The 24,058-nt window shown below is 72.7% G+C and carries 27 protein-coding genes; 12 read left to right on the forward strand and 15 right to left on the reverse strand.

The window, feature by feature from the left end; all coding sequences use genetic code 11:
- Positions 1-37: 37 nt before the first annotated feature.
- From AC57BS_RS24170 to AC57BS_RS24185, 4 genes are read left to right on the forward strand one after another with little or no spacing between them, the layout of a single operon-like run.
- Positions 38-1,093 (forward strand): sulfotransferase family protein, encoded by a 1,056-nt coding sequence (locus tag AC57BS_RS24170; RefSeq protein WP_496413990.1) that lies wholly within the window; start codon positions 38-40, stop codon positions 1,091-1,093.
- Positions 1,093-2,031, forward strand: a complete 939-nt coding sequence (locus AC57BS_RS24175) for a hypothetical protein (protein ID WP_496413991.1) — start codon at positions 1,093-1,095, stop codon at positions 2,029-2,031. Before AC57BS_RS24170 ends, AC57BS_RS24175 begins: the two co-directional genes overlap by 1 nt.
- Complete coding sequence (locus tag AC57BS_RS24180; protein ID WP_496413992.1) at positions 2,028-3,806, forward strand: glycosyltransferase; 1,779 nt, start codon at positions 2,028-2,030, stop codon at positions 3,804-3,806. The genes AC57BS_RS24175 and AC57BS_RS24180 overlap by 4 nt, the downstream gene beginning before the upstream one ends.
- Positions 3,807-3,809: 3 nt before the next feature.
- Complete coding sequence (locus tag AC57BS_RS24185; protein ID WP_496413993.1) at positions 3,810-5,399, forward strand: glycosyltransferase; 1,590 nt, start codon at positions 3,810-3,812, stop codon at positions 5,397-5,399.
- A 133-nt stretch (positions 5,400-5,532) separates the two neighbouring features.
- Here AC57BS_RS24185 and AC57BS_RS24190 read toward each other — a convergent pair whose 3' ends face one another.
- Positions 5,533-6,705, reverse strand: coding sequence for a nucleotide sugar dehydrogenase (locus AC57BS_RS24190; RefSeq protein WP_496413994.1), 1,173 nt, complete (start codon positions 6,703-6,705; stop codon positions 5,533-5,535).
- Positions 6,706-6,810: 105 nt separating this feature from the next.
- Here AC57BS_RS24190 and AC57BS_RS24195 point away from each other — a divergent pair, with 105 nt between their 5' ends.
- Complete coding sequence (locus AC57BS_RS24195) at positions 6,811-7,281, forward strand: hypothetical protein (RefSeq protein WP_496413995.1); 471 nt, start codon at positions 6,811-6,813, stop codon at positions 7,279-7,281.
- A 1-nt stretch (position 7,282) separates the two neighbouring features.
- On the opposite strand, the gene AC57BS_RS24200 is transcribed toward AC57BS_RS24195, so the two are convergent.
- Together AC57BS_RS24200 and AC57BS_RS24205 are read right to left on the reverse strand one after the other, a co-directional pair.
- Entirely contained in the window at positions 7,283-7,987 is a 705-nt protein-coding gene (locus AC57BS_RS24200; protein ID WP_496413996.1) for a hypothetical protein, read from the reverse strand.
- 49 nt (positions 7,988-8,036) lie between these two features.
- Positions 8,037-8,762, reverse strand: a complete 726-nt coding sequence (locus AC57BS_RS24205) for a hypothetical protein (protein ID WP_496413997.1) — start codon at positions 8,760-8,762, stop codon at positions 8,037-8,039.
- Between the two features lie 139 nt (positions 8,763-8,901).
- Between AC57BS_RS24205 and AC57BS_RS24210 the strand changes: the two genes are divergently transcribed.
- Positions 8,902-9,039: a hypothetical protein gene (locus AC57BS_RS24210; RefSeq protein WP_496413998.1), complete on the forward strand. Its 138-nt coding sequence runs from the start codon at positions 8,902-8,904 to the stop codon at positions 9,037-9,039.
- A gap of 105 nt (positions 9,040-9,144) precedes the next feature.
- A complete protein-coding gene (locus tag AC57BS_RS24215) occupies positions 9,145-9,795 on the forward strand; it encodes a hypothetical protein (RefSeq protein ID WP_496413999.1) in 651 nt (216 codons plus the stop codon).
- A 61-nt stretch (positions 9,796-9,856) separates the two neighbouring features.
- On the opposite strand, the gene AC57BS_RS24220 is transcribed toward AC57BS_RS24215, so the two are convergent.
- A complete protein-coding gene (locus AC57BS_RS24220; protein ID WP_496414000.1) occupies positions 9,857-10,468 on the reverse strand; it encodes a DUF998 domain-containing protein in 612 nt (203 codons plus the stop codon).
- Positions 10,469-10,550: 82 nt separating this feature from the next.
- Here AC57BS_RS24220 and AC57BS_RS24225 point away from each other — a divergent pair, with 82 nt between their 5' ends.
- Genes AC57BS_RS24225 through AC57BS_RS24235 form a run of 3 tightly spaced genes read left to right on the forward strand, consistent with a single transcriptional unit; the run spans position 10,551 to position 12,148 of the window.
- Positions 10,551-10,682, forward strand: a complete 132-nt coding sequence (locus AC57BS_RS24225; RefSeq protein ID WP_496414001.1) for a hypothetical protein — start codon at positions 10,551-10,553, stop codon at positions 10,680-10,682.
- Positions 10,683-10,692: 10 nt separating this feature from the next.
- On the forward strand, positions 10,693-11,118 hold the full coding sequence (locus AC57BS_RS24230) for a DUF1810 domain-containing protein (RefSeq protein ID WP_496414002.1): 426 nt from the start codon (positions 10,693-10,695) through the stop codon (positions 11,116-11,118).
- A 25-nt stretch (positions 11,119-11,143) separates the two neighbouring features.
- A complete protein-coding gene (locus tag AC57BS_RS24235; RefSeq protein ID WP_496414003.1) occupies positions 11,144-12,148 on the forward strand; it encodes a beta-ketoacyl-ACP synthase III in 1,005 nt (334 codons plus the stop codon).
- Here AC57BS_RS24235 and AC57BS_RS24240 read toward each other — a convergent pair.
- The 3 genes from AC57BS_RS24240 to AC57BS_RS24250 all read right to left on the reverse strand — a co-directional run bounded on the left by AC57BS_RS24240 (position 12,145) and on the right by AC57BS_RS24250 (position 15,544).
- Positions 12,145-12,921, reverse strand: coding sequence for an esterase/lipase family protein (locus tag AC57BS_RS24240; protein ID WP_496414004.1), 777 nt, complete (start codon positions 12,919-12,921; stop codon positions 12,145-12,147). The two genes, AC57BS_RS24235 and AC57BS_RS24240, sit on opposite strands and share 4 nt — an antisense overlap.
- A 42-nt stretch (positions 12,922-12,963) precedes the next feature.
- Entirely contained in the window at positions 12,964-13,857 is an 894-nt protein-coding gene (locus AC57BS_RS24245) for an SDR family oxidoreductase (protein ID WP_496414005.1), read from the reverse strand.
- 100 nt (positions 13,858-13,957) lie between these two features.
- On the reverse strand, positions 13,958-15,544 hold the full coding sequence (locus tag AC57BS_RS24250; RefSeq protein ID WP_496414006.1) for an FAD-binding oxidoreductase: 1,587 nt from the start codon (positions 15,542-15,544) through the stop codon (positions 13,958-13,960).
- Between the two features lie 231 nt (positions 15,545-15,775).
- Here AC57BS_RS24250 and AC57BS_RS24255 point away from each other — a divergent pair, with 231 nt between their 5' ends.
- Positions 15,776-16,759 carry a hypothetical protein gene (locus AC57BS_RS24255; RefSeq protein ID WP_496414007.1) on the forward strand — a complete coding sequence of 328 codons (984 nt, stop codon included), beginning with the start codon at positions 15,776-15,778 and terminating at the stop codon, positions 16,757-16,759.
- Here the strand turns inward: AC57BS_RS24255 and AC57BS_RS24260 are convergent.
- The gene (locus tag AC57BS_RS24260; protein WP_496414008.1) at positions 16,672-17,280 is read right to left on the reverse strand and encodes a nucleotidyltransferase domain-containing protein; all 609 of its coding nucleotides are present in this window, start codon (positions 17,278-17,280) and stop codon (positions 16,672-16,674) included. The genes AC57BS_RS24255 and AC57BS_RS24260 overlap by 88 nt on opposite strands.
- Positions 17,256-17,663 (reverse strand): maleylpyruvate isomerase N-terminal domain-containing protein, encoded by a 408-nt coding sequence (locus AC57BS_RS24265; RefSeq protein WP_496414009.1) that lies wholly within the window; start codon positions 17,661-17,663, stop codon positions 17,256-17,258. Before AC57BS_RS24265 ends, AC57BS_RS24260 begins: the two co-directional genes overlap by 25 nt.
- Before the next feature lie 46 nt (positions 17,664-17,709).
- On the opposite strand from AC57BS_RS24265, the gene AC57BS_RS24270 reads away from it, so the two are divergent.
- Complete coding sequence (locus AC57BS_RS24270) at positions 17,710-18,165, forward strand: MarR family winged helix-turn-helix transcriptional regulator (RefSeq protein ID WP_496414010.1); 456 nt, start codon at positions 17,710-17,712, stop codon at positions 18,163-18,165.
- A 275-nt stretch (positions 18,166-18,440) separates the two neighbouring features.
- Here AC57BS_RS24270 and heR read toward each other — a convergent pair whose 3' ends face one another.
- The 6 genes from heR to AC57BS_RS24300 all read right to left on the reverse strand — a co-directional run bounded on the left by heR (position 18,441) and on the right by AC57BS_RS24300 (position 24,005).
- Positions 18,441-19,217 (reverse strand): heliorhodopsin HeR, encoded by a 777-nt coding sequence (gene heR / locus AC57BS_RS24275; protein WP_496414011.1) that lies wholly within the window; start codon positions 19,215-19,217, stop codon positions 18,441-18,443.
- 7 nt (positions 19,218-19,224) lie between these two features.
- The gene (locus AC57BS_RS24280; RefSeq protein ID WP_496414012.1) at positions 19,225-20,157 is read right to left on the reverse strand and encodes a PAS domain S-box protein; all 933 of its coding nucleotides are present in this window, start codon (positions 20,155-20,157) and stop codon (positions 19,225-19,227) included.
- 90 nt (positions 20,158-20,247) lie between these two features.
- On the reverse strand, positions 20,248-20,664 hold the full coding sequence (locus AC57BS_RS24285; protein ID WP_496414013.1) for an ANTAR domain-containing protein: 417 nt from the start codon (positions 20,662-20,664) through the stop codon (positions 20,248-20,250).
- Positions 20,665-20,786: 122 nt separating this feature from the next.
- The gene (locus tag AC57BS_RS24290) at positions 20,787-22,799 is read right to left on the reverse strand and encodes an oxidoreductase (protein ID WP_496414014.1); all 2,013 of its coding nucleotides are present in this window, start codon (positions 22,797-22,799) and stop codon (positions 20,787-20,789) included.
- A complete protein-coding gene (locus AC57BS_RS24295) occupies positions 22,796-23,362 on the reverse strand; it encodes a PadR family transcriptional regulator (RefSeq protein ID WP_496414015.1) in 567 nt (188 codons plus the stop codon). Before AC57BS_RS24295 ends, AC57BS_RS24290 begins: the two co-directional genes overlap by 4 nt.
- Positions 23,363-23,522: 160 nt before the next feature.
- The gene (locus AC57BS_RS24300; RefSeq protein ID WP_496414016.1) at positions 23,523-24,005 is read right to left on the reverse strand and encodes an Lrp/AsnC family transcriptional regulator; all 483 of its coding nucleotides are present in this window, start codon (positions 24,003-24,005) and stop codon (positions 23,523-23,525) included.
- Positions 24,006-24,058: the final 53 nt, after the last annotated feature.

Below are 24,058 nucleotides of genomic sequence, written 5' to 3' on the forward strand. Positions count from 1 at the left end.
GGTGGAGCCAGGGAGACCCACCGATAGGCTCTCTCGCATGACCGAGCCCACCAGTCGACGCGTCGTGTTCGTCGTGGGCTCGGGCCGCAGCGGCACGAGCACGATGGCCGGCACGCTGCGCACCCTCGGCCTCCACGTCCCCCAGCCCGAGGTGGTCGCGGACGCCACCAACCCCAAGGGCTTCGGCGAGCCGCGCTGGGTGGTCGACCTCCACACCGAGCTGCTCGCGCGCAGCAACGTGCAGGTCTCCGACGCCCGCCCGCGCGCGTGGCTCGACGCCGGCACCACCAGTGGCGACCATGCAACCCGCGCGCGGGTGGCGACCTGGCTCGAGGAGCAGTTCGCGGTCGCCAACGAGCTCGTCGTCAAGGACCCGCGCGCCGCCTGGTTCCTCGGCCTCTGGCGCGCGGCGGCCGACCGCTGCGACGCGACCTCGTCCTACGTCACGATGCTGCGCCCCGTGACCGAGGTGGTCGGGTCCAAGCAGACCTACTACGGGCAGATGGGTGCCGGGTCCGACCAGGGCGCCATCACGCGCACGGCCGCGTGGGTCAACATGATGCTCCACACCGAGCGCGCCACCCGCGGCCAGCAGCGCGCGTTCGTCCGCTACGGCGACCTCCTCGACGACTGGACGCAGCCGGTCTTCGCCCTCGGCGAGGCCTTCGACCTGCAGGGCGTGAAGACCGCGATGGCCGCCGACATCGCCGAGGTGCACCGCTTCATCGACCCGTCCCTGCGACGCGTCACCATGACCTGGGACGACATCGGCGTGCCGGCCCGGCTGCGCGAGCTCGCCGACGAGACCTGGCAGGCGCTCGACGCGATCGCCTCCGACGACTCCGCGGGCAACCAGGAGCGGTGCGACCAGCTCCGCACCGCCTACGCGGAGCAGTACGCCGAGGCCGAGGCGTTCGCCCACTCGACCGTGGTCGCCCAGCGGCGTACGGCTGCCGCCGAGGCGCGGCGCGAGGCGGCGGCGCAGCCCGCACGCAGCGGTGCCGACCGCGTGCCCCACGCCGTACGGGCCATGGTGCCGCCGGCGGCGCGGCAAAAGATTCGCAAGGCGATGGGCCGGGAGCGACCTGCCTGATGCCCGACATCGCCTCCCTCGAGCAGGACCCGGCGTACGACGTCACCTGGCCGTGGACGTCCGGCGAGCCGCTGGTGCCGGGGCTCACCTGCGTCTTCCGGGTCCGCAACGAGGCGCGCAACCTGCCGTGGGTGCTGCCGCCGATCTTCGCCGCGGTCGACCACGTGCTGCTCGTCGACAACGGGTCCGACGACGGCACGGCGGACGTGGCGCGACGCGTCGCGGAGGAGTGCGGGGCGAGCGACCGGCTGACCGTCCTGGACTACCCCCACCGGGTCGCCCGCGCCGGCGGCGAGCACCTCGCCACGCCGGCGACGAGCGTCCACTCGCTCACGCACTTCTACAACTGGTGCTTCTCCCACGTCCGCACGACCTACTCGATGAAGTGGGACGGCGACATGGTGCTCACGCCCGAGGGCACCGGCATCCTGCGCGACCTGTCGTGGCAGCTGCAGTCCACGCGCGCGATCGTCGCGATGCCGCGCCACCCGCTCACCGTGGTCGACGAGTCGACCGGCTGGCTCGACCTGTCGCTGCGCTTCCTCGAGCCGTGGGTCTATCCGATGGGCCCGGACTTCACCTTCGTGAAGGCCTTCGACTGGGAGCTGCGCGAGTTCCCTCCCGGCGTCGAGCGGATCGTGCTCCAGCAGGGCCTCGTCCTCGAGGTGAAGTGGCTCGACGCCGACGAGTACGCCCATTGGCGCCGCGACGGCGTCGACTTCACCAACACCCGGCTCTACCGCAAGCTGCGCGAGTTCGAGGTCGACGAGGCCATCCGCAACGGCGACCCCGAGGCGCTCGGCGGGCTGGTCAAGGTGACCGCCCCGGAGGGCGTCCACATCATCGACCACGTCAGCCGCGACTGGCTGTGGCGCCAGCCGCGACCGCTGGTGCAGCACTCCCTGCCCGCCACCCTGAAGGAGCGCGTGCGACCGTGACGCATCCCCTCCACGACCTACGGCTCCCGGGGCCCACGCTGGTCCTGGTCGACGACTCCGACGGCCTCGCGCTCGACGCGCTGCAGGGCATCGAGGACGTGCCCGGGATCGAGCCGACCGTCGTCCCGCTGTCCACGCTCGACGGTCCGCGCAAGGGCTGGGGCTCGGTGCTCGTGGTCGCCGCCGACCGGGCGCGGCTGCGCCGGATGGCGAGCGCCGTGCCGCTCCTCGGGCAGTGCAAGGCCGTCGCCTGCTGGCTCACCGACTCGCCCACCCCGTGGGTGCTGGTGCCCCGCCCCGAGTGGCCGCGGCTGGTGCACCTCGCGGCGCGCGAGGCCGGCGACCGCGGCGTGCTCACCGTGGCCCGTTTCGCGTCCGGCGCGCGCGCCCAGCTCGTCGTGATGGAGATGGCCCGCCAGGCCGCCGGACCCGGCGACACCACGCACGGCGGGCTCGTCGTGTCGTACGCCGGCCGACCCGCCGCGCCCGGCCTCGACGCGCGGTCGGTGCTGCTGCCCGACGTGACCGGCGCGGGCGACGCCGAGCGCGACGTCCCGCCCGACGTCGTGGTCGCGCGGCGCGTCGCCACCTCTCAGGAGAGCGTCGCCGAGCACCACGTCATCGACCGCGCGCCGACCGTGGTCACCGACCCGGGCCCCGAGCCGGTCGACGAGCGGGTCTTCAACCCCATCGGCTTCCGCAAGGACTGGGACCACCCCGTCGTCGACCTCGCGCGGATCGGCCGCGGCCCGGTCACCGAGGGCGTCGTCGCAGCGGCCCGCGCCTTCCAGGGCGTACGCCTCCCGGCCGACACCCGCACCGCCGACCTGCTCGCGCTCGCGATCTCCGGCGTCCCGCTCGTCACCGAGGGCGTCCTCGACGTGGCCCCGCCGCTCGCCGCCGCCCTCGACGCGACGGTCGACCTCGACGACCCGCTGCGCCGCGAGGAGCACAGCCTCGCCGTGCGCCGCGCCGCCTTCGACCACCACTCGACGCTGGCCTGGCGCTCGGCGCTCGCCTCGCGCGCCGGCGTACGCCACGTCGCGTTGCCCGCGGTGAGCGCGCTGCTCGCCACGAAGCGTCCGGAGATGCTCGACTTCGCGCTGCGCCAGGCCGCCCGCCAGCGGGGCGCGGACGTGGAGCTGGTGCTGGCCGCCCACGGCTTCGAGCCCGACCGCGACGCCGTACGCCGGGCGCTGGGCGACCGTCCGCACCAGGTCCTCACCTTCGACCAGTCGGAGTTCTTCGGCGACGTGCTCACCGCCGCCGCGCAGGCCGCGTCCAGCGAGGTGCTGCTCAAGGTCGACGACGACGACTGGTACTCACCCGACGCGGTCCACGACCTGCTGATGGCCCGACGCTTCTCCGGTGCCGACGTGGTCGGGATGCCGTCCGAGTTCGTCTACCTCCACGCCAACGAGAGCCGCGACGACCTCACCGTGCGGCGCAACCACCCGTCAGAGATCTTCGCCCGGTTCGTCGCGGGCGGCACGCTGCTGCTCGACCGCGGGCTGCTCCGCTCGCTCGGCGACTTCCGTCGCGTCCGCAAGTTCGTCGACGCGCAGCTGCTCGCCGGGGTCGAGGCAGCCGGGGGCCGGATCTACCGCACCCACGGCCTCGGCTACGTCCTGCGTCGCACCGGCACGGGACACACCTGGGAGCGCGACGACGAGGAGTTCCGTCGACCTGACATCGTGGCCTCCGAGTGGCGGGGGTTCCAGCCCAGCCTGGCGCTGGAGGCCGACCCGCTCGACATGCCCGACGGGGGGAGCTAGGACATGGCACGGCAGCCGGTGGTGCGGCACAACGACTGGGGCTCGCTGACGCCGGCGAGGCTCGGCGACTGGGAGCCGACGCTGTCGGTGACCGTCGTTGTCCCGACATTCAACTACCAGCGCACGCTGCCCTACGTCCTCGCCGCCCTCGCGGGGCAGTCCTACCCCTCGCACCTGCTCGAGGTCCTCGTCGTGGACGACCAGAGCCAGCCGGCCCAGGAGCTGCCCGAGGTCCGTCCCGACAACACCCGGCTCATCCGCGTCGAGGAGGGCTGGGGCCGCGCCAACGCCTGCCACCTCGGCGCGCTCGCCGCCGACGGCGACGTGCTGCACTGGTACGACGCCGACATGCTGGCCCATCGCGAGGAGGTGGAGGCGCACGCGCGCTGGCACCACCTCGTCGACTACGCCGTCCCCGGGGGCCACAAGCTCTTCGTCGACCCGACCTCGCTCCTCGACGCCGATCCCGCATCCGTACGCGACCGCGTGGCGGCCGGTGAGGCCGGCGACCTCTTCCCCGGGCAGGAGCACGAGCCGCACCAGTGGGTCGAGGACTACTGGGCCAAGACCGACGACCTCCGCACGGCCGGTCCGCGCGCCCAGCGCTACCACATCGGCATGACCGGCTCGGTCACGAAGGCGCTCTACTTCGACTCCGACGGCTTCGACCGCACCCTGCGCCTCGGCGAGGACATGCACCTCGGCCACTCGCTCGCCCAGGCGGGAGGCGTCTTCGTCGTCGACCGTGAGGCCCGCAGCTGGCACCTCGGCCGGTCGCAGGTGCTGCGTCGCGCCGAGCAGGTCAACCGCTTCAACGACCCCTACCTCGCCGACCTGGTGCCGACGATGCGGCCCAAGCGCAACCGCCGCGGCCGGACCTACCAGGTGCCCTACCTCGAGGTCGTCCTCGCGGCCGGTCCCGCCGACCAGACCATCCACGTCGTCGACTCGCTGCTCGACGGCGACGTCCCCGACCTCCGGGTCACGGTCGTCGGGCCGTGGAGCACCGTCCACGACCACCGCGTGCAGCCCGTCGAGGACCCGGTCCTCGAGACCCGGCTGGTGCACCGCTCCTACCTCCACGAGCCCCGCGTACGCCTCGTCGAGTCGGCCCCGGCCACCTCCGACGCCGAGTTCGTGCTGACGCTCCCCGACGTCTCGCTCGCCCCGCTCCCGTCGGCGCTCGCGGCCCTGCTCGACGACCTCGAGCGCACCCACCACGGCGCGCGGGTGCTGGCGTACGCCTCCGGCGCGGCCGCGCGCCTCGAGCGCACGTCGGCGCTGGCGCGGGTCGGGCGCCTGGCCGGCGAGGGCGACGACCGCGAGGCCCTGCTCGACGAGTCGTTCGGCGTGAAGACCTACCCCGCCACCGACGTCGGCTGGGTGCCGGTCGACCAGCGCGTGGTCGAGCGGTTCGTGCTCGGCGCCCGCCCGCCGATGGATCCCGACAAGTCCGAGAACCGGCTGCGCAAGGCGCTCCGCAAGGCCGAGGACGCCGCCGCCGTACGCCCCGCCGAGTCGCCGGTCGACGCCCCTGCCGAGGCCCCCGCTGAGGGCGAGCACAAGCGGGGGCTCTTCGGCCGCCGCCGCTGACGGGCCCTCCCTCCACACCCCTCGCCGGTAGTCCGCTGCATTCGGCGCCCGTGGCGGCCATGGAGCCGGCCGAACGCAGCGGACTACCGGAAGGGGGATGTGGAGAAGTGGTGGGTGGGCGCGGGACGCGGCGTCAGTCGGAGCCGAACAGGTCGCGCGTGTAGACCTTGTCCTTCACGTCGGCGAGCTCGTCGGCCATGCGGTTGGCCACGATCACGTCGGCACGCTCCTTGAAGGAGGCGAGGTCGTCGGTGACCTCGGAGCCGAACCACGAGTCCTCGCCGAGCTCGGGCTCGTAGACCACGACCTCGACGCCCTTGCCCTTGAGCCGCTTCATGATCCCCTGCACCGACGACTCACGGAAGTTGTCCGAGCCGGCCTTCATCAGCAGGCGGTGGATGCCCACGACGCGGGGCTCGCGGTCGAGGATGTCGAAGGCGATGAAGTCCTTGCGGGTGGTGTTGGCCTCGACGATCGCGGAGATCAGGGTCTGCGGCACGTCGCTGTAGTTGGCCAGCAGCTGCTTGGTGTCCTTGGGCAGGCAGTAGCCGCCGTAGCCGAACGACGGGTTGTTGTAGTGGCTGCCGATCCGCGGGTCGAGGCCGACGCCGTCGATGATCGCCCGCGAGTCGAGGCCGCGCGAGATGGCGAAGGAGTCGAGCTCGTTGAAGTAGGCCACCCGCATCGCGAGGTAGGTGTTGGCGAAGAGCTTGATCGCCTCGGCCTCGGTCGGCTCGGTGAAGAGCACGGGCACGTCGTCGGCGTCTGCGCCCTTGACGAGCAGCTCGGCGAAGGCACGGGCCCGCTCGGAGTCCTCGCCCACCACGATCCGCGCGGGGTGGAGGTTGTCGTGCAGCGCGCGGCCCTCGCGCAGGAACTCGGGGGAGAAGATGACGGCGTCGGTGCCCAGCCGCGCACGTACGTCGTCGATGTAGCCCACCGGCACGGTCGACTTCACCACCATGGTGGCGCCGGGGTTGATGCGGATGACGTCGCGCATCACCGCCTCGATCGAGCTGGTGTCGAAGTAGTTGGTGACCGGGTCGTAGTTGGTGGGCGTCGCGATGACCACGAAGTCGGCGCCGGTGTGCGCCTCCTCCGCGTCGGTGGTGAAGGCGAGGTCGAGGTCCTCGGTGTCGAGGAAGCGGGAGATGTCGTCGTCGTGGATCGGGCTCCTCCCGTCGCGGAGCGTGTCGATCCGCTCGGCGTCGAGGTCGAGGCCGACGACGGTGTTGTGCCGAGCGAGCAGCACGGCCATGGACAGGCCGACGTAGCCGAGGCCGGCGACGGAGATCTTCGTGGTCACGGACGCCAGTCTGCCGCACCCGTTCCGATTCGCGGGACAGCGGCGACGGGATCCGGCACGCTTGATCACGACGACGCACCGACGTCGCGCCCGACGGAGGTGAGCATGCCCGCGATGCCCGAGTGGATGTGGAAGGCCCTACCCGTCGCGCTGGTCGTCGGGCTGGCACTGGCCGCCGCCGGATGGCTCGGTCCGCTGTCCACCCTCGTGCCGGTGCTGCTCGTCCTGCTGCTCCTGCGCCGGCTGCCGCGGGGCACCCGCTACTCGCCGTACGTCCCGAAGGGCGTCGACCCGCAGGCGCGCGACGCCTCGCGGGACGTGGCCCTCCCCGGCTGGCAGCTGCCGCCGGAGGAGAGGTTCGACCTGGTGCGCGAGCCGGAGCCGCGACCGGAGCCGTCGCAGGACGTCAAGCCTGCCGTCCGCTCGGGCATCACCGCGCCCGACATGCTGACCGGCGACGGCGGCACCCCTGGATCGATCCCCGAGGGGTGGTACCCCACCGCGGACGGCAGCCGCGAGCGGTGGCACAACGGCGCGAGCTGGACCGCGCACGAGCGGATGCCGGGCAGCGGATAGCTCAGCCTGCGGTCGGCAGCACGGCGAACCACGGCTCCGACCACCCCGCGACCCGCAGGTCGCCGCGGACGAAGTCCTCGCGCGGCAGCCGGACCGGGCGCCCGCTGCTCGGGTCGTACGCCGTCAGCGCCGCCTCGTCGCGGTCCACCACGAGCACGACGTGGCGTGGCAGCAGCCTGTTCCCGACATAGAGCGGAATCGCGTGCCCGTGCCCGACCGCGCGCGCGACCACGTCGTACGCCTCCCCGCGGCGCCGCGGCGAGACGGTCCGCACCCGGTGGCCGGTGCCCGGCGGCGTGGTGCCCCCAGTGGCGGTCAGCTCGCTGGCGAGCGCCCACGGGGTGGTGCCGAGCCGGCGCGGCCAGGCCCACCGGGGCGTGCCCGAGGCGTCGGCCCACCGGTTGGTCCGGACGTGCGTGGCGAGCACCTCGTCGGCGAACCTGCGCCCCGGCGTACGCAGGTCCCGCGGGCGCCCGGCGACCTCGCCGGTCTCCAGCCAGGCGGCGTACGACGCGTCGCCCAGCGCGCGGGCCACGACCAGGCAGGCAGAGCCGCACGTCCTCCGGTCCGGCTGCACCCAGCCGGCGCGCAGTCGCGGCCGGGAGCCGGCGAGCGGGGCAGGCGGCGGCACCGCCTCCCGCACGGACGACGACCGCCCGGCCAGCGCGTGGCGCAGCCGGGCGGTCAGGTCCTCGATCAGGCGCACGGTCCCTGTCTACCGCAGGACGGCGTGCCGTGACCGGCAGGCGAGCGGATCAGCCGCGGTCGCTCGAGTCGCCGGTCACGACGACGTAGAAGCGCTTGCGGTTGCCGTCGGTGGTAAAGCTGCCGTCGCTGTTGCGCGGGCTGACCACGAGGTGGTTGGCGTTGCCGGTGCCGGGGGGCGCGCAGTTGACGACGCCGGGCTGGCACATCGCCGCGGAGATCTCGCCGGAGAACTCCGGGTTGGCGTTCTCGCCGGGGGCGCGCCCGTTGGTGATCAGGTCGCCGTTCTGGTCGACGGTGTTCTGCAGCGCGACGACCGCGAGGATGCCGTTGTTCGCGAGGTTCTCGCCGGCGTTGATGTAGACGTTGCCGTTGGCGCGCAGACCGGCGACGTCGGCGCCCATCGGCGCGAGGGTCGGGTAGGCGGCGGTCACGCTGAAGCCGCCGGACTGGGAGATGATCGCGCCGGAGGCGTCGACGAGCGCCCAACGGCCCACACCCGCCGGGCCCTGCGGACCGGACGGCAGCTGCCCGGCCTTGAAGTCGCGGGACTTCAGCGACCCGTTGCGGATCTTGTTGGAGCCGATGACGTCGTTCTTGACGTCGCGACCCTTGATGGTCCTGTCCTTGATGTCCGCGGACTGGACCGAGTTGTTCCTGATGTCCGCCGAGCCGATCAGCCCGGTGGCGTACGACGTCCCGGTGGACGCCACGACCAGGGCCATGACGGCGACGGCCATGGACGGCGACGGGCGGCGGATGGAGGGGAGGCGCATGGGTGGTGACCCTTCGTCGACAAGGCCGGCGGGATCGACGGCTCACCCCTCGTTCGGAGTGAGCTGGCTCACGGATTGTCGGGGGTCCGCCCACCGCTCCCTCGCCGCCCTGTTGGGCCGCGCTGGCATGGTGGAGGACATGGGAATCATGAAGAAGGCCGGGGCCCTCGCGGTGGCCAAGAAGGTCTACGACGAGGCACGCAAGCCGCACAACCAGGCCAAGATCAAGGAGGCCGCCCGCAAGCTGCAGGAGCGCCGTAGCGGCAAGCGCTACTGATCTCGGGCCGAGGCAGCGCTGCGCTGCCGACCAATCCGCGGGACGACGCATGACGAACGCCACTCGAGGGCCGAGATCGGCCGACACTCGACACCAGGAGTTCACATGCAGCACCGCAAGCTCTACGCCGGGATCGGCGGAATGGTCCTCGCCGGCACCGCGGCCGTCGCCGGCATCCAGGCCAGCAGCGCCACCGAGGCTGCCAAGCCGGTGGCCTCGGCCCCCGTCCAGCTCGAGGCCAACCTCAAGGCGATGAACGACTCCGGTGCGGCCGGTCGCGTCCACGCCGACTTCACGGGTCGCAAGGCAGAGGTGCGGATCAAGGTCCGCGGCCTCGCCAAGAACCTCCCGCACGCCCAGCACCTGCACTTCGGCGCCGAGGCCCGCAACGAGTGCCCCAACGTCTTCGACGACGCCAACAACGACCTGCGGATCAACGTCGCCGAGGGCATCCCGGACTACGGCCCGATCCTGAAGTCGCTGACCACCTCGGGCGACACCAGCCCGAAGAGCGGCCTGGCGGTCGACCGCTTCCCGACCGCGCCCAAGGGCAAGGTGGGCTACGAGCGGACGATCAACTTCGCCCCGGGCGCCGTGCTGCGCGCGATCAAGAGCGGCAAGGGCGTCATCATCATCCACGGTGTCGACCACAACGGGAACGGCGTCTACGACTTCGACGGTGCGGGCGCGAGCGAGCTCGACCCGAGCCTGCCGGCCGAGGCGACCGACCCCGCCCTGTGCGGCGTCCTGCGCTGACCGGTCCCTGATCGGTCCCTCTCCCGGCTCGACCACGAGGGAGCCGTCGACCCCGTCCCGCTCAGGGGCGGGGTCGACGCATGCCCGGGCGGTGTCCCCACCCGAAGGCCGCCAGCCCGGCGAGCACCGGCCACAGGGCCAGTCGCTCGAGCGCGCCGGCTGCCTGCTCGTCGCCGGAGACGATGAACCCGACGGCCGCGGCGGCGGTCACCGCGCCCGTCGCGAGCAGCGCCTTCGACAAGCGTGGCCTCTCCTCACGCACGCGGGCTCCGAGCAGCAGCAGCGCCAGCGGTTGCCCGACGAAGAGCGGCGCGGCGGCGATCGCGTGCAGGGTGGCGTCCTGGTCGAGCGGCGCAAGCCCCGTGGCGTACGAGCTCACGCCCGAGACCACGAGCAGGCCGGTCACCCACGGGCCGAGCGGCCGCGCCAGCAGCAGCGCTCCGGCGGCGAGGGCGATGCCGTACGCCACGAACGACCCGTTCATCACCTCGTGCCGCGGCGAGCAGTACGCCGCCGAGCACCCGACCTCGCCGAGCCGGCTCACCGAGTCGGCGACGAAGCTGTAGCCGCCCGTCGTCGCGGCCGCAGTGACCACCTCGGTCGCGATGTAGGTCGGGCGCAGCAGGAAGACGAGCGCGCCGAGCTGGATCGCGCGGGAGGGGGCGTCGGGCACGCGGTCAACCTACTGGCGCCACCCCATCACTCGGGGTGGGCGGGCCGTTGCCAACACGGGTGAGGAGGCGTAGGACGGACGGATGACCACCACACCGATGGAGCCCGAGTCCGACCCGCAGATCGTGCCGTCCGGCGACCCCGCCGTGAACCCGATCGACCCCGGCCAGGCGCCCGACGCACCGATCCCCGAGACCGAGCCCGAGCCGGTCTGACCCGCGCCACGTGGGCACCGACCTCGAGCGCTTCGTCCTCGCGCAGGACGACCGCGGCACCTACGACCGCGCGCTCGCCGAGCTGCGCGCGGGCCGCAAGACCAGCCACTGGATGTGGTTCGTCTTCCCGCAGGTGGCCGGGCTCGGGCACAGCCCGACCGCGCAGGCCTACGCCGTCGCCGACCTCGCGGAGGCCCGGGCCTACGTGCACCACGACGTGCTGGGCCCGCGGTTGCTGGAGTGCTGCCGGGCGCTGCTCGCCCTCGACGACGACCTCACGGCCGCGCAGGTGCTCGGCGGGACCGACGCGATGAAGCTGCGCTCGTCGATGACGTTGTTCGCCCTCGCCGACCCCGACGAGCCGACGTACGACGAGGTGCTGGCGCGCTTCTTCGACGGCGAGCCGGACGAGCGCACTCCGGCCCTGCTGGTGTGACGACCTTCATGCCTATGCTCGTTCCATGACCATCCAGCAGCCGACCGACCTCACCCACGCAGCGATGCTCGGCCTCGGTGTCCACCGTCCCGAGCGGGTCGTCACCAACGACGAGATCTGCGAGGTCCTCGACTCCACCGACGAGTGGATCCAGACGCGGTCGGGTATCAGGACGCGCCGCTTCGCCGGCGAGGACGAGACGCTCATCGGCATGTCGATCTCGGCGGCCGAGAAGGCCCTCTCGGCCGCGGGCGTCGGCGCCGACCGGATCGGCTGCGTCATCGTGGCCACCTCCACGCACCCCGAGCACACGCCCGCCTCCGCGCCGCAGGTCGCGACCGCGCTCGGCATCAACGCCGCCGCCTTCGACATCTCCGCCGGGTGCGCGGGCTTCTGCCACGCGCTCAACCTCGCGGCGTCGATGGTGCGCTCCGGGGCGGAGTCGCACGTGCTCGTGATCGGCGTCGAGCAGCTGAGCCGCTTCATGGACCCGACCGACCGCGGCACCGCCTTCATCTTCGCCGACGGCGCGGGCGCGGTCGTCGTCGGACCGTCGGAGTCCGCCGGGATCGGCCCGACGGCCTGGGGCTCGGACGGCTCGCAGGCCCACGTCATCACCCAGACCCCGAGCTGCATGGGCGTCCGTGAGCACACCGACGCCGACCACCCGGTGGTGCAGATGGAGGGCACGGCGGTCTTCCGCTGGGCGCCGTTCGCGATGGCCAAGGTCGCGCACGAGGCGCTCGACCTGGCCGGCGTCTCGGTCGACGACCTCGACGCCTTCATCCCGCACCAGGCCAACCTGCGGATCACGCAGACCCTCGCCAGGAACATCCAGCTCCCCGAGTCGGTCGCCGTCGCCACCGACGTCGTCGACTCGGGCAACACCTCGGCCGCGTCGGTGCCTCTGGCGATGGAGGCGATGCTGCGCAACGAGGAGGCGGCGGTCGGGGACACCGCCTTGCTGATCGCCTTCGGCGCCGGGCTGTCCTACGCCGGGCAGGTCGTGACGCTGCCGCCGCTGGGCTAGGTTCGCGCCAGCCGATCGGCCACGACCGCCCACACGTCGGGGTCGATGCCCATCCCGATGTGGGTGGAGAAGACCTCCACGTGCTCGGCGTCGGGGGAGGTGTGGTCGAGGCAGGCCTGCCACGACACGATCCCGTCGCGCTTGGAGAAGAGGATCGTCAGCGGCACCGGGATCGGCGCCGTCGGGTCGAGGCGCTCGGCGACCCGCCGCGCGTCGGGGTCCGGGCCACGACGGTAGGCCCGGGCGACCGTCGTGTGCCGCGGTCCGCCGGTGACCGGCGTGCCGTAGGTGATGACCCGGCGTACGGCGTCGGGGTGCCGCCGCGCGACCTCGCGGGCGATGACACCGCCCAGGCTCCAGCCCACGAGCGACGCCGGCGCGCCCTTCTCGTCGACCAGCTCCAGCATCCGCCTCGACAGCCGCGCCACGTCGCGGCGTGGGTCGCCGGTGTTGGTGCCGAAGCCCCAGCCGCGGGCGTCGTACCCCAGTCGCCGGAGGTAGGCGCGCAGCGGCGCCCCGGACAGCTCGGGTGCGCGCCAGCCGGGGATGTCCACGACGAGGTGCCCGTCGCCCCGCGGTGCGGACGAGAGCCGGGGCAGCGCACCCAGCAGCCGTACGCCGTCGAGCGCCGCGCCGAGCTCGCCGAGAGCGGCACGCGTCGGGGGCGGTCCGCCGGGGTGCCCGAGGTCCGCGGTGTCGGCGCGGTGCCGCGCACGGGAGCGGACGCCGGCGGCGGCGAGGAGATGGTGCCCGCTGAGCGGGAGGCGCGGCATGCGGCGACTGTACGACGCCGAGCACGTCGTCGACCGCCCGGCTCAGCGCAGGTCCTGTGCCTGCTCGCGGATCCACTCGCTCGCGGCGCGCGGAGTGATGCCCCTGTCACGGAGAGGGGAGTCGTCCCACGTCAGCGGCAGCAGGTCCAGCATCAGACCGGTGCCGAAGATCGTCGCCATCGCCGGTGACGGACGGGCCAGGACCCGCATGCCGGCCCGGGCCAGGCCGCGCGGCATGCGCTGGACCTTGAACGTGCGTCCGCTCGCCTGCTCCGCGATGCGGATCGCCTCGTTGCGGCTGATGGCCTCCGGCCCGCCGAAGGTCACGATGTCGGGGGGATCGGCCTCGGTGGCGACAGCGGCCACGAGCGCCGCCACGTCCTCGGTGGCGACCCACCTCCGCGCGGTGTCCCCCTTGCCGAACACCGCGGCCCTGCCGGAGCGGATGTCGAACCGTCCGAGGGGTGCCAGGTGGACCTCCTGGAACGCGTCCGGCCGCACGACCACCCGTCGCACCGGGGACCGGGCGAGCCGCCGCTCCGTGCCGGCCTTCGCGCGCTCGAGCGGTGTGCCGAGCGCCGAGTCGACGCCCGCGTACGACACGTAGACGAACCGCTCGACGCCTGCGCGCTCGGCGGCGTCGACGAGCGATGCCATCCCGACCTCGTCGACCTCGTGGATGCCGGGACGCCTGGCACCTGCCAGCACCCGACCGATCGCCGTGGCCGACGCCACGACGGTCTGCGCCCCCTGGCACGCAGTCGCGAGGCTGTCGGGGTCGGTGAGGTCGCCGGACACGATCTCGACCTCCAGCGCGCGCAGCGCAGAGTCGTCCGTGCCCGGGCGGACGAGGCACCTGACCTGGGCCCCGCCCTCGCGCAGGCGTCGGACGATGCGACTCCCGAGGTCACCTGAGCCGCCGACGACCAGGATCATGGCGTGCCGCCTTCGGGCGATGGGGGAAGCCTGGTCCCCCAGCATGATCCCGTCGGACCGGAAGGGCAACGGGTGGGAGGCCCGCTCCGCTGCCGTGTCTTCACGGACCCAGGAGCACCCCGGGGTTGAGGATGCCGGCAGGGTCGAGTGCCGACTTGGCCGCGGCCAGCGCGGTGGCGAAGACGTCGGGGCGTTGACGGTCGTACCAGGGTCGGTGGTCGCGCCCGACGGCGTGGTGGTGCGTGATGGTGCCCCCGCAGGTCACGATGGCCTCGGACACGGCTGACTTGATCTCGTCCCACTGGGCCACGGTGCTGCCCCATCGACCGGGCGCGTAGACGCCGAAGTACGGCGCGGGTCCGTCGGGGTAGACGTGGGTGAACCGGCAGGTGACCAGGCCGGACCCGCACACCTCCCGGACCGCCTCCTCGGCGGCGGCGGTGACGGCGGCGTGGAGCGTGCCGAAGTCGTCCCAGGTGCAGGCGGTCTCGAACGTCTCGACGATCATGCTGCGCCGGGCCAGCACGTCGCGGTGGTAGGGCATCCGCAGGAACGAGGACCGCCAGTCGGCTGCCGCGTCGCCCTGCCGGCCGTCCCGTTCGCGGGTCGTCAGGGGTCTCCCGCCGTGGTCCCCGACGATCTCCAGGGCTCGATCCAGCCACGGGTCGACCGGATGGTCCGCCGACTCGAAGGCCAGCAGCAGCACGCCGCCGGTGACCGACGTCCCGGCGTTGAGGAACGCCTCGCCCGCGTCGAGGAGACGGCAGTTGGAGGGGTACAGGCCCGACTGCGCGATGGTCCGCGTCGCCGTGACCGCGGCGGCGTAGTCGTCGAACGCGACGGATGCGGTGACCTGCCAGCGGGGTCGTGCCTGCAGGCGCATCCACGCCTCGCAGATCACCCCGAGGGTGCCTTCTGAGCCCAGGAAGAGCCGGTCCGGGGACGGCCCGGCGCCAGACCCGGGGAGTCGGCGCGACTCGCTCACCCCGGAGGGCGTCACCACCCGCATCGACTCGGTGAGGTCGTCGACATGGGTGTAGAGGGTGGCGAAGTGGCCACCGGCCCTGGTGGCCAGCCAGCCGCCGAGGGTGGAGAACTCGAACGACTGCGGGAAGTGCCGCAGGGTGAGCCCGTGCGGGCGGAGCTGGTCCTCCAGGTGAGGTCCGAGGACGCCCGCCTGGATCCTGGCAGCGCGGCCCACCGTGTCGATCTCCAGCACGCGGTCGAGCGCGCCGAGGTCGATCGTCACCGCCGCGCCGTCGAAACGCGGTTCGATGCCGCCCACGACGGAGCTGCCACCGCCGTACGGGATCGCGGCGATGCCGTCCCGGCTGCACCAGTCCAGCAGGTCGGCCACCTCGGTCTCGGTGCGCGGGCGGGCGACGAGGTCGGGGACGTGCTCGAGGTCTCCGTGCAGGTTGCGTACGACGTCCCGGAACGCCTTTCCGTGCGCGTGGCCGGCCCGGTCCCCGGCGTCGGCCGAGCACAGCGCGGACAGGCTCGCGGGCGGCTCCACGCGCGGCGTGGACACCGCGAGGGCGGCCACGTCGGGCGGCTCGTGGTCGGTGAAGTCGTGGTCGGGCAACAGGACGGCCACCCGCTCGACCAGCGCGGCGGCCTCCTCGGCCGTCGCCGCGTCCTCCAGCGTGCCCCACCCCCACCACGAGCGGGTCCCGGCTCTCGTCATCGCCCGGTCCACCTCCTCGATCGTGCTGCCCGGCGCTTCAGTGAGCCGCGGAGTCAGCCGACGCGACTGTACGACGGGATGCGGGCGCGGGCACGACAGTGGAGCCCGCGGCCGCTAGGTCCGTCCGCCCGCTCCACTGTCGGCGCCCGTACGGAGCGGGGGACCAAGGTCCCGCCGATGTCCGGACCTTCGCCGCTCCTACGGCACTGTCGCCTCGCGCAGGGTTGAGCCATGACCCTCGCACTGCCCGCGCTCGCCCCTGCCCTGCCGACCCACGAGCGCTGGTTCGTGGAGTCCCAGCCCGCGGGTGAGTGGTCGTTCTTCCTCTCGCCGCTGCCGCTGGTCCTGACCGCCGCCGTCGTCGTCGTCGCCCTCGTGTGGCGCGCGATCGCGATGCGCGTGGACGGCCCGGAGCTGCGCTTCCTGAAGCCCGTCGGAGGCCTGGTGCCGTGGATCCCCCGCCTGCTCGGGATCCACCTCGGCGTCGCGCTGCTCGCGCTGGCCGCCACCGGTGCGTTCATCACGCCGTCGATCGACCACCTCGAGGGAGCCGGCGGCAACGCGCTGCTCCTGGTCGAGGCCGCGCTCGGGATCTGGCTGGTCACCGGCTGGCAGCTGCGCGCCGCGGCCGCCCTCGTCCTCGGTCTCGCGCCGGCCCTCGCGATGGTCGCCGGGCTCACCGCGCTGGGCGAGTGCGCCAACCTCGCCGCCGTCGCAGCCTTCCTGGTCGTCGTGCCGCCGGGCCCCGACGCGTACGGCGCCGCGCACCCGTCGCGGGCCCACCTGAGGTGGGCGCTGCTGTGGCTGCGCCTCGGCGTGGGCACGGCGCTGATCGTGCTCGCCTTCTCCGAGAAGCTGACCAACCCGGCCATGGCGATCGACACCCTCGAGCGCTACCCCGCGCTGGACGTCTTCGCCCTCGTCGGCCTCCAGGTCTCGCCGGAGACCTTCGTCGCCGTCGCCGGGGCGACGGAGCTGCTGTTCGGCCTGCTCGTGATCTCGGGCGCGTTCCCGCAGGTGGCCGTCCTGGTCGCGATGGTGCCGTTCAACGCGACCCTGCTGCTCTTCGGCCAGACCGAGATGGTCGGGCACCTGCCGGTCTACGGGGTGTTCCTCGCGCTGCTCGTCTACGGATCGTCGGAGGAGACGTTCCGCTCGGTGCGCTGGCTGCCGGGGCGTACGGCTCCACGGGTCGCAGTCCCGGCCGCCGCCTGAGTCGGGAGGTCGGCCACGGCGCGGAGCGCCTCGAGGTCCGCCCGGTCCTTGTCGCCACCGACCTCGTCGGGCCGCGGTACTGCCTTGATCTCCAGCATCTTCTCCAGGGTCAGCACCCGGACGTGCACGTGGCCGAGCGGACGGCGTACGTGGGCCAGTGGTCCCCTGGAGAGCACGATCGGTTGTCCGGGCACGGGCACGACGAAGCAGCCCTCGTCGTCGGTCTGGGCGAACGTGAGCTGGAGGTCGTCGCCGTCTCGTTCGTAGTTGGTGCCGACCAGGTCGTCGTCGTGCGGCGTGTGCGCCCAGCCGGCTGCGGTCAACGCCGCGTGGACCCGGTCGTCGTCGGTGCGCCGGACCAGGACGTCGATGTCCTCGTGGGCACGCGTCGCGCGACCGACCCACAGGTCCACGGCCCACCCGCCGAAGAACCAGTGCTCGAGCCCCGCCGAGTCCAGGGCGTCGGCAGCACTGGCCAGGGCGGCAGTACGCGGTGTCAGCTCCAGCGCCGGCTCTTCCATGGGGGTCTCCCTCGGTCCTCGCGTCTCCGGCCAGCGTCCTCGTCAGGTGGTTCGCTGGCAAGGTGTGACGTGGTCGGTTCAGGCCAGGGCGCGCGCCTCGCCGGTGAGGTGCTGGTGGGCTGCCGTACGGCCGCTGGCCGCGAGGAGCAGCCACCGGACGGGACCCTCGACCCGACGGCCGGTGCCCCACTCCCAGGTCTCGTCGGTGGCGACCAGGTGGACGTCGCGCATCCGGAGAAGGTCAGGTGTGCGGCCACGTCGCGCACCGTCCAGGCGTCGCACAGCGACGGGGTGCGCCAGGCGTCCTCGGGCAGTGCCTCGAGGATGTCGGCCAAGGCGGCGCGCTCGGTGTCGACATGACGCCAGATCGTGTCGGTGTCCATGGCGCGCTTCCCGGAACAGTCAGATTATCTGACTAATATGGGCCCCGTGGTCGCGGAGTCGTCAACCGGTGAGGGACAGCCGAACGTCGGTGTGCTGATGTACGTCGCTGCCCGCTCCCTGGAGGCGCGGGCCTACGACGCCCTCGTGGCCGCCGGTGCCGACGACATCACGCCGACCCAGGCGCGACTGATGGCGCAGATCGACCCGGAAGGCACCCGGGTGGTGACCCTGGCGGCCCGGGCCCGCACGACCAAGCAGTCGGCGGCCTCCCTCGTCGACCAGCTCGAGCGGGCCGGCTACGTCGAGCGCGTCGCCGACCCGCGCGACGGACGGGCCAAGCTGATCCGGCTCACGACGCGGGCACGCGCCCTCGGGGACCGGGCCGACGCCGAGGTGGCCCGGGCGCTGGAGGAGTGGGAGGCGCACCTCGGCGCCACCCGCATGCGCCGGCTGGAGGAGACGATGGCGATGCTGCGCGAGATCACCGACCCGTGGGCCTAGGCTCGAGTCCTCGCCTCACCCCTGGGGCGGCCGGGCTCCGCAGGCTCGACCTGCGCGGCGACCGGGATCCGTGAACAGTGGTCCGACCACATCGGCAGGGGTTGCCCGGTGGCCGGGTCGTCCGACCCGGCCACCGGTGCCGCGCGCGAGAGCGCGCACGTGCGGCGGGAATGGCCCTCGATCCGGTGCGTACGGGGCCAGGAGGCGAGCACGTGCGGCGGTCGTGGCCTGCACCCCCTCTCCCAGCCCACAGTCGGTCCAGCGCCGACCGGCGGCTATCCCGCGAGCGAGCCCCCGAAGATCTGCCACGCGAGCGCCGACTTCGCGACGAGGCTGAGCACGAGGTAGGCCTTCTCGCCGAACGCATAGCTGCGCCACGGGCCGACCTGGCGGTACTGCAGCCACTGGTTGAGGGCGAAGGTGTTGAAGAAGACGAACAACGACACGAAGATCCCGACCACGAACCCGGGGACCTCCTCGGCGGCGACGAGGTTGTAGGCGATGGCCACCCACGGCGTGGCGCCCGCGACGCAGCCGAACCAGAACGGCTTCATCGTCCGGGTCGTGCTGCCCGGCGGGTTGGCCGACTCCTGGAGCCAGCCGAACAGGATCATCGCCACGTTGGCGCCGATGATCCCGATCAGGGCCGAGACGTCGACGATGCCCGAGTAGAGCGCGATCAGCACGACCATGATCGTCGCGCTGAACGAGTACTCCACCCACCGGAACCGGTTGATGCCGCGGCGGAGGTCGCGCTCGTACGTGCGCCGCAGGACCGTCGCGGTGAGCAGGTGGTCCACGGCGGCGAGCGAGAGGAACGCGGCGATGGCGACGCCGACCGGGAGGTCGAAGAGCGCCTCCGGGGACGCCGTCGGAGTCCCGGGAGGACCGGTCGGAAGGGACTGCGTGATCGTGATCGCGAAGTCCGTCGCCAGCACCACGACCGCGATCGCCTGCGCGAGGTGGAGCGCCGTGAGGGCGAGGTTCCACCCCCTCAGCGACCGCAGGGCCCGGTCGTCGACGCCGGACGCGGTCACATCGGGGTTGGTCATGTCCCCATCATGGAGCACTGGCGTCTGGCGGCGCGATGATCGCCTCGCCCGCCACCACGCGTCGGCACACGTCGTGGATCGTGAGGTGGTGGGAGCGCGCGTAGCCGCGCAGCGAGCAGAAGGCCTCGTCGGGCGTGACCCCGTCGCGGCCGACCAGGAAGCCCTTGGCCAGCTCGATGCCGAGCCGTGACTCGAGCGCGGTCTCGAGCTGCCGGGCGCGCAGCTCGGCCTGCTCCTTGGCCACCCGGGTCGGGCTCGGGCGCAGGTTGCACACGACGCCGCGCACCGTCGGGTCGTCGAGCAGGTTGGTGAAGGCGGCCTCCGCCCACCGCCAGTCGTTCCACGCCTGCACCCGCACCTCCACCGGGAGGTGCACGCCCGGGTGGCGTACGACGTCGTCCAGCTGCCCGGCCAGGGCGTGCCGGTCCTCGTCGTGCAGCAGCCCGACGATGGACGTGCCGATGAGGGCGTCCTGGTCCCAGCCGAAGAGCAGCTCCACGGCCGGGCTGGCGTAGGTGATGACGGCGTCGTGGCGCAGGAGCAGGGCCGCGTCCGTCGAGCGCTCGAGGAGGGGGCGGATGGCCGAGCCCAGGTTGGTGGACACCCCGACGATGCCCACGAGCTCCCCGTCGCGGTAGACGCCGGCGTCCGTCACCAGCGCCGGGAACGTGCTGCCGTCCTTGCGACGTACGGGGAACCCGCCGGACCACGGGATCCCGTCCCGCAGCGCCGCCATGATCTCGGCTGCCACGTCCAGGCTCACCTCGGCGACGGTGATCTCAGCGATGTTGCGGCCCACGACGTCCTGCGCCGTCCAGCCGTACAGCCGCTCGGCGCCCGCGTTCCAGTAGACGATCACGCCCTCCGGGTCGGTCGTGATCACCGCCTGCCCCACGGACGCGAGCTGCTCCTCGGCGCTCATGCCCTGGTGGTCGGCCATGTGTCCATGGTGCCGACGCACGACGGGCGACGTCAGGGTCCAACGGCAGGTCACCCCCGGGACCTCCGTGCCGCCCGGCGAGGGGGGCGGCTACCTGATCCGGAGGACGCGAGCGGCGTGCACGGCCGACGTGTAGCGCCATTGCCGGCGGCCGGCCGCTGGCGTCGCTCCCGGGGCCGTCGCCGGGCGCGGGGCCGGGACCGGCGCGGCCACGGCGGTTGCGCTCGGGGGCGGCGCCACCTCCCCGACGTCGCGCAGCCGGCCGATGTCGCCGCGGAGCCTCTGTTCGAGCCAGCGCACGGTGGCGTCAGTCTCGGAGCTCACACGGCCCAGGCAGATGCCGGTGACCATGGCATCGGCGATGTCGCGCACCGGCACCCCGGCCTCGAGCGCCCATCTCTGCAGGACGGCCAGCGACTCCCGGGAGCCGACGCCGTAGCGGAGCATCAGCGCTCCCTTGGCCTGCTCCACGAGCGCCTTGTCCGGCGCGTTCAACGAATGAGGCATGTCCACCCTCCGGGTCGATGATGTCGAGCCACCGGTGGTCTGGGGTGGGGTCCCCTTGTGATCGGGAACACACTGCTGCGGTCGAAGATAGCAGCGGTGCACAAGGGCAACAAGGCCGTCGATCAGAGCGCGGCGACGACCTCGGTGCCCTGCTTGATCGCCCGCTTCGCATCGAGCTCGGCGGCCACGTCGGCACCGCCGATCAGGTGGGCGTCGCGGCCGAGCCCGTCGTACAGGCTCCGCACCGAGTCCTGGCCGGCGCAGACCACGATGGTGTCGGCCGCGACCACGCGCGAGACGCCGTCGACGGTGATGTGCAGGCCGTCGTCGTCGATGAGGTCGTAGGTCGCGCCGCTGACCTGGGTGACCTTCGACTGCTTGAGCACCGCGCGGTGCGCCCAGCCGGAGGTCTTGCCGAGCGCGATGCCGATCGGGGTGGTCTTGCGCTGCACGAGCGTGACCTCGCGCGCCGGCGTACGCGGCTTGGCCTCGGTCAGCCCGCCCGCGGTGAGTGCGGGGTCGCCGACGCCCCAGTGCGCCATCCAGTCGTCGAGGTCCTCCTCCTCGTGGGTCAGGAAGACGCTGACGTCGACGCCGATGCCGCCCGCGCCGATCACCGCGACGCGCTTGCCCGGCACGACCGCGCCGCTCAGCACCTCGGCGTACGACGCCACGCTCGGATGGTCGATGCCGGGGATCGCCGGGATCCGGGGCTCCACGCCGGTGGCGACGACGACCTGGTCGAAGCCGGCGAGGTCGTCGGCCGTCGCCTCGGTCGAGAGGCGTACGTCGACGCCGAGCACCTCGAGGCGACGGGTGTAGTAGCGCAGGGTGTCGGCGAAGTCCTCCTTGCCGGGGACGGCCATGGCGAGGCGGAACTGGCCGCCGAGCTCGGGGGACTTCTCGAAGAGCGTCACCGCGAAGCCGCGCTCGGCCGCGCTGGTCGCGGCGGCGAGGCCGGCAGGTCCGGCGCCGACGACCGCGACGGTCTGCTTGCGCATCGTGGGAGTGAGCACCAGCTCGGTCTCGTGGCAGGCGCGGGGGTTGACCAGGCACGAGGCGCGCTGGTTGACGAAGACGTGGTCGAGGCAGGCCTGGTTGCAGGCGATGCAGGTGTTGATCTCGTCGGCGCGCTCGTCCATCGCCTTGGCCACGAAGGCCGGGTCGGCCAGCAGCGGTCGCGCCATCGAGACGAGGTCGGCCTCGCCGGAAGAGAGGATGTCCTCAGCCAGCTCCGGGGTGTTGATCCGGTTGGACGCGCAGACGGGCACGTCGACGACCTGCTTGAGGCGAGCGGTGTAGGACCGCCAGGCGCCGCGCGGCACCTGCGTGATGATCGTCGGAACCCGGGCCTCGTGCCAGCCGATGCCGGTGTTGAAGACGGTGACCCCGGCGGCCTGCAGGTGCAGCGCCAGCTCGGCGGTCGCCTCCCAGGTCTGGCCGCCCTCGACGAGGTCGAGCAGCGAGATCCGGTAGACGATCGGGAAGTCGGGGCCGACCAGCTCGCGGGAGCGGCGTACGACCTCGACGGCGAAGTGCATGCGGCGCGCGGGGGAGCCGCCCCACTGGTCGTCGCGGTCGTTGGTGCGCGCGGCGAGGAACTGGTTGATCAGGTAGCCCTCGGAGCCCATGATCTCGACCGCGTCGTAGCCGGCCTTCTGGGCCAGGGCGACGCTCCTGGCGAAGGCGGTCGCGGTGTGGTCGACCTCCTTGCTCGACATGGCGTGCGGCTTGAAGGGCGTGATCGGCGACTTCTTGTCCGACGCGCTCTGCGAGAGCGGGTGGTAGCCGTAGCGCCCGGCGTGCAGCACCTGCAGCGCGATCGCGCCGCCGGCCTCGTGCACCGTGCCGGTGATCCGTTGGTGCCGCATCGCGTGGAGGCGGTTGGTCATCTCGGAGGCGAACGGCTTGAGCCAGCCCCGCTTGGTGGGCGCGTAGCCGCCGGTGATGATCAGCCCGACGCCGCCGCGCGCCCGCTCCTCGAAGAACGCCGCGAGCTTGTCGATGTCCCACGGGTGGTCCTCCAGGCCCGTGTGCATCGAGCCCATGACGACGCGGTTGCGCAGCGTGAGCGCGTCGGGGCCGGTGCCGAGCGTGATCGGCTCGAGGAGGTGGGGGTAGCGGGGGTGGGTCATGCGGATGCCTCTTCTCGGTCGGCGCCTCGGTCGGCGTCGTGTGCCTGCAGGTACTCGGTGATCCAGTCGATCCAGAAGCGCTCGAGCCGGATGCCGCCGCGCAGGACCAGCCAGCGGTCGCGCAGGCCGGGCTCGAGGCCGGTCGGTTCGGGGAACTGCTCGCGCTCCATCTGCTCGTACGTCGCGAGGCGGAGCGCGTGGTCGGCGCGCGCGTCGTGCAGGTGCCGCACGAGCGCGGCGCGGTCGCCGTACGACGCCCCGCGCAGCTTGACGGCGAGCTCGCTGCGGAAGGTCTCCATCGGCATGGGGCTCGCCAGCCACTCGGCCAGCACCCGGCGACCGGTCGCCGACGGCGTGTGGACCCGCTTGTCGGGCCGGCCCTCCTGCTCGACGACCTCGACGGTGACCCAGCCGTCGGCCTCCATCCGCGCGAGCACGCGGTAGATCTGCTGGTGGGTGGCGTGCCAGAAGAAGCCGAGCGACTTCTCGAACCGGCCGGTGAGCTCGAGGCCGCTCGCGGGTCGCTCGCTGAGCGCGACGAGGAGGGCGTGCTCGAGGGCCATACGCCCATGGTGCCCGACCTATGCAACGAGTTGCAAGCCTCGGTGGTTCACGATCGCGGGAGTCACCGGATATCCGGTGACCGCCCTGCTTACAGGTACAGATCTCTACCTGTAAGCACGTAACTCCCCGGATATCCGGTGACTCCAGATCGGGCGAGCCTCAGAACACCCCCGCGCCGGGGATCTCCTCGAAGACCAGCTGGGTCTCGGTGTGGCGGACCACGGGGTGCACGTTGAGGTGCTCCAGCACGAGGTCGCGCAGCTGCGTGGTCGAGGAGACGGCGACGTGGAGCAGGTAGTCGTCCTCGCCGCCGACGTGGAGGATCCGCAGCACGCCCGGCACGTGGGCCAGCACCTGGTGGAAGCTCGCGACGTGGTCGCGGTTGTGGCTGCCGAGCCGGACCTTGATCACGGCCTGGATCGGGTAGCCGAGGGCCGCGAGGTCGACGTCGGCGTGGATGCCGCGTACGACTCCCCGCTCCCGCAGCGACCGCACCCGCTGCAGGCATGTCGACTCGGCGATTCCCAACCGCTTGGCGAGGGCGGCGTTGGTGACCCGGCCGTCCGCCGCGAGCTCGGTGAGCAGACGTCGGTCGAGGGCGTCGAGGGGTGCAGGATCCACCGGCGGGGGTGCAGCAGTCATGGGTCGTTCCTCGTGATCTTCGGCGCGAACGCTCTGCGGAGAGCAGTTGTTCG

This window comes from Nocardioides sp. BGA-UO-ETr-FS32 (assembly GCF_059567905.1).